Origin of the sequence: Nonomuraea maheshkhaliensis (assembly GCF_039529435.1) — a bacterium.
Lineage (GTDB): Bacteria > Actinomycetota > Actinomycetes > Streptosporangiales > Streptosporangiaceae > Nonomuraea > Nonomuraea maheshkhaliensis.
Map to the genome: position 1 here is coordinate 1 of NZ_BAAAMU010000264.1, position 4,113 is coordinate 4,113.

Annotated in this window: 6 protein-coding genes and 1 pseudogene; 3 read left to right on the top strand and 4 right to left on the bottom strand. The window is 73.2% G+C overall.

What is annotated here, in order from left to right; translation table 11 throughout:
• The 3 genes from ABFX54_RS56055 to ABFX54_RS56065 form a co-directional block, all read left to right on the top strand.
• Nucleotides 1-967, top strand: a 967-nt coding sequence (locus ABFX54_RS56055; protein WP_346115516.1) for an ABC-F family ATP-binding cassette domain-containing protein, incomplete at its 5' end; no start/stop codon positions are given.
• Between the two features lie 178 nt (nt 968-1,145).
• Nucleotides 1,146-1,598, top strand: a complete 453-nt coding sequence (locus ABFX54_RS56060) for an SH3 domain-containing protein (protein WP_346115517.1) — start codon at nt 1,146-1,148, stop codon at nt 1,596-1,598.
• Nucleotides 1,599-1,684: 86 nt separating this feature from the next.
• A complete protein-coding gene (locus ABFX54_RS56065; protein ID WP_346115518.1) occupies nt 1,685-2,146 on the top strand; it encodes a proteasome activator in 462 nt (153 codons plus the stop codon).
• 115 nt (nt 2,147-2,261) lie between these two features.
• On the opposite strand, the gene ABFX54_RS56070 is transcribed toward ABFX54_RS56065, so the two are convergent.
• From ABFX54_RS56070 to ABFX54_RS56085, 4 genes and pseudogenes are all read right to left on the bottom strand, one after another.
• Nucleotides 2,262-2,861, bottom strand: a complete 600-nt coding sequence (locus ABFX54_RS56070; protein WP_346115519.1) for a GTP-binding protein — start codon at nt 2,859-2,861, stop codon at nt 2,262-2,264.
• A complete protein-coding gene (locus ABFX54_RS56075; RefSeq protein ID WP_346115520.1) occupies nt 2,842-3,192 on the bottom strand; it encodes a DUF742 domain-containing protein in 351 nt (116 codons plus the stop codon). The genes ABFX54_RS56070 and ABFX54_RS56075 overlap by 20 nt, the downstream gene beginning before the upstream one ends.
• Nucleotides 3,189-3,614 carry a roadblock/LC7 domain-containing protein gene (locus ABFX54_RS56080; protein ID WP_106245737.1) on the bottom strand — a complete coding sequence of 142 codons (426 nt, stop codon included), beginning with the start codon at nt 3,612-3,614 and terminating at the stop codon, nt 3,189-3,191. The genes ABFX54_RS56075 and ABFX54_RS56080 overlap by 4 nt, the downstream gene beginning before the upstream one ends.
• Nucleotides 3,607-4,113: pseudogene (locus tag ABFX54_RS56085) on the bottom strand (hypothetical protein); the annotation flags it as partial. The pseudogene ABFX54_RS56085 and the gene ABFX54_RS56080, both read right to left, overlap by 8 nt.

The window sequence follows — 4,113 nt, forward strand, 5'->3', positions numbered from 1 at the left end:
GCTCATCAGCCACGACACCGTCCTGCTGGCCGACGAGATCAACCGGGTCTGGCACGTGGAGCAGGGCGTGCTTGAGGTGCACAACACCGGCTGGCACGCGTACCTGGCCGACCGCGAGGCCGACGAGCGGCGCAGGACGCACCTGCGGGCCGCCGCCGAGCGCAAGGCCGCCGCGCTGCGGACGCAGGCCGACCGCATGCGGGCCAGGTCCGCCACCGCGGTCCGCGCCAGGGACATGGCCCGCCGCGCCGACCGCATGCTCGCCGGCACGCGGCCGGTCCGCCGCGCCGAGAAGGTGGCCCGCGTCCGGCTGCCCGACCCGGCCCCCAGCGGCCGGATGCCGCTCGGCGCGATCAGCCTGACCAAGTCGTACGGTGGCGTGCCGGTGCTGGACGGCATCGACCTGGCCGTCGACCGGGGCAGCAGGCTGGTGGTCCTCGGCCCCAACGGCGCGGGCAAGACCACCCTGCTCAAGCTGCTGGCCGGGCACGAGCGGCCCGACTCGGGAAGGGTCGTGCCCGGTCACGGGCTGCGGCTCGGCTACTTCGCCCAGGAGCACGACACCCTGGACCCCGCCTGCACGGTCGGCCGGCACCTGACCGAGGCCGCCCCGCAGTTGAGCGACGGGGAGGTGCGGGCGGTGCTGGGGTCGTTCCTGTTCGGGGGCGACGACGTGGACAAACCGGTCGGGGTGCTGTCGGGCGGCGAGAAGACCCGGCTGGCGCTGGCCGGGCTGGTCAGCTCCCGGGCCAACGTGCTGCTGCTCGACGAGCCCACCAACAACCTCGACCCGGCGTCGAAGGCGGAGGTGCTGGCCGCTGTGGGCGCCTACCGCGGGGCCGTGATCATGGTCACGCACGATCCCGAGACCGTGGACGCGCTGCGGCCCGACCGGGTGCTGCTGCTGCCCGACGGGCTCGAAGACCTGTGGAACGACGGCTACACCGACCTGATCGGCCTTACCTGAGGGCCTGACGCGCGGACCGGGGCGCGGACCGAGGCAGCACGGTCGCGGTCACGCCGTCAGGCGGCGCGGGCCGGATGGGGGACAGCGCCCTGTGGTGCCTTTTGCCGACATGACGGTCTTGTTGATGGGAGTCAATGATCGGAGTGTCGATGGTGGAGGACTGGAGAGGAGTCGTCCGATGGGTACTGCGAGGTCGTGGCGGGCCGCCCGGGTCGCCGGGACGGCGGCGGTGGCGGCCCTGCTCGCCGGAGTGATCGCGGCGCCACCCGCGCTGGCCGCCGAGTACGGGACGGTCGAGACCGACGGCCGGATGCTCAACATCCGCACGGGCCCCAGCACCGCGTACCCGATCGTCGGCCAGCTGCGGAACGGCACCACGGTACGGATCTACTGCCAGATCTCCCGTGAGGAGATCGTCGGGCTGTACGGGCCGACCCGGCTGTGGGACAAGATCCACAAGGACCGGGAGTGGTACGTCGCCGACGCGCTCGTCCGCACCGGCACCATGAAGCAGGTGGCGCCCACCTGCCTCACGGGCGCCGGTGGGGTGGGACCGAGCAGGGTCGGCCGGCTGGAGGCCGAGCGAGCCGAGCGCGCGGGAGTCAGGGGCGACGCCCGCAGAGTCGGCTGACGATCACGTGGCGTGAGCGGCGCGTACGTGGGCAGGGTCCTTCGTGACCGCGCTTGCGAGCGATCAGCGACCCACAGGACGCCGACATGACATCAGCAGCTGTTCCCGGCCCGCCGGACGGGCCCGCCGGGCCCGCCCGGCCCACCGACGCGCGCGAGGCCGCGCAGGCCGAGCTCGGGCGCGTGAAGGAGCCGGCCAGACTGCTGCGCGTGAGCACCATGGCGCGCTCGCTGCTGGACGAGGCCCGCGGGCTCTCCCTCGACGAGCACGCCCGCGACCAGTTGCGCCACATCCACGCGCGGGTGGTCGAGGAGATCGGCGGGGCGGTCGCGCCGGAGCTGAGGGACGAGCTCGAACGTCTGCTGCCTCCGTCGTCCGAGGTGCTCAGCCAGGCGGAGATCCGGATCGCGCAGAGCCAGCTCGTCGGGTGGCTGGAGGGCGTCTTCCAGGGCATCAAGATCGGGATGAGCTTCCAGCAACTGGCCGGCCCTCCGCCCGCCGGCCGCCAGGACCGCCCGCCGGGCCCTGGCGCCGGCCCCTACCTGTGAAGACGCCGGTGAAGACACCGGTTCGGCGGCGGCGGGGTGCGGCGGGGGCACCCCGCACCGCCACGCTCACCGGGCCGCGCGCGGAGCCTGAGCCGCGGTCACCGCCGGCCGCCGCTCAGCCGCCGACTCCGGCGCCGAGCCCCTTCACCGCGTACGTGACCAGCGTCGTGAGCACGTCCCTGACCGACGCGCGCTGCCGTACGTCGCACAGCACGATCGGGATGACCTCGTTCAGCCCCAGCGCCCGCCGTACCTTGCCCGGATCGTAGCGGCGGGCGCCGTCGAAGCAGTTCACCGCGACCACGAACGGGATCCCGCGCTGCTCGAAATAGTCCACCGCGGGGAAGCAGTCCTGCAGCCGCCGGGTGTCGGCGAGCACGACCGCGCCGAGCGCCCCCAGCGCCAGTTCGTCCCACATGAACCAGAACCGGTCCTGCCCAGGCGTCCCGAACAGGTAGAGCCACAGTCCTTCCCTGATGGTGATGCGGCCGAAGTCCAGCGCGACCGTCGTGGTGGTCTTCGACTCCACGCCCGAGGTGTCGTCCACGCCGATGCCCCGGTCGCTCAGCAGTTCCTCCGTGTGCAGCGGCCGGATCTCGCTGATCGTACCGACCAGGGTCGTCTTGCCGACGCCGAAGCCGCCCGCGATGAGGATCTTGATGGCCAAGGCCGAGGCGACCGCGGTCGTCCCCGGCTCAGAGGCTGCGTAGTCCATGCAGCACTTCCCTGTAGATGCGTTCATCGATCGTCTGGGCGGCGGGGCGCGGCCGGTCGATGGTGACCAGCCCCTCGCCCCGCAGGTCGCCCAGGATCACCCGGGTGATGTTCAGCGGCAGCCTGAGGTGCGCCGCGACATCCGCGACAGGTGTCGGCCTGCGGCACAGGGCGAGCACGGCGCGATGCTCGGGGATCAGGTCCGTGGGATCGCCGGCGTCGGCGGCCGTCGTGACGATGGCCACCAGGTCGAACGCCTCCCCCTGCGGCCGCGCCCGGCCGCCGGTCAGCCCGAAGAGCCGGATCAGCGGCCCGGGATCCTCCCCGGTCATGGTCTCACGCCGTTCCAGGCCGGTGCCGGTGCCGCTCCCCTCGGATGCGCGGACAGGTGCTCGCCTACCCGCTTGACCATGAGGGCCATCTCGTACGTGACCATGCCCAGCTCGGCGTCGGCCGTGGCGATCACGGCCAGCCGGGCGCCCTGACCGGCGGCGGTGACGAACAGGAAGCCCTCGTCCATCTCGATGATCGTCTGGCGTACGCCGCCCATGCCGAAGTGCCGTCCCGCGCCCATGGCGAGGCTGTGGCTGCCGGCGGAGATGGCGGACAGGTGCTCGGCGTCCTCCCTGGTCAGCGCGCGGGAGCTGCCCATGGACAGCCCGTCGGCGGACAGCACGATGGCGTGCCGGACACCGGGGACGCGCTGGATGAGGTCGTCGAGCAGCCAGCTCAGTTCACTTCTGGGGTCAGGCATGGGGTTGGTCGTCCTTTCCGTTCTGCATGTCTCGCTCCTGCTTGGCCTGGCGGCGCCCTTGCTGCCAGCCGCGTTGCATGGACGACATGAGCTGTGCGAGCTCCTCAGGCGAGCGTCCGGCCCGCGCCCCTCGTTCGGGGCGGGCGTCGACGCGCAGCTGGGGAGCGAGGCTTGCCTGCGGGATCCGCATCGGCAGGCCGTCGAGATCTTCGTCCGCCTCCTGGGCCGGAACGGTGACGCTCCAGCCGGTGGGCGGGCCGGCGGTCCTGGAGGGGCCCTCGCCGCCTCCGGGTCCGCCTTGAGGAGGCACGGTCGCGTTCCCCTGCACCCGGCCGTGCACGGGCCTGCGCGGCGGCTCGGCGGCGTTCGCGGGAGCCGGGCCGCGTGCGGGGACGGAACCGTTCCCGAACTCCCCGGCCCCGGTCGTGCCGGCCGGGCCGGCCCGGCCGGTGGCCCGCGCCGGGTCCGCGCCGCCCGGGACGGCGGGGTTCGAGGTCAC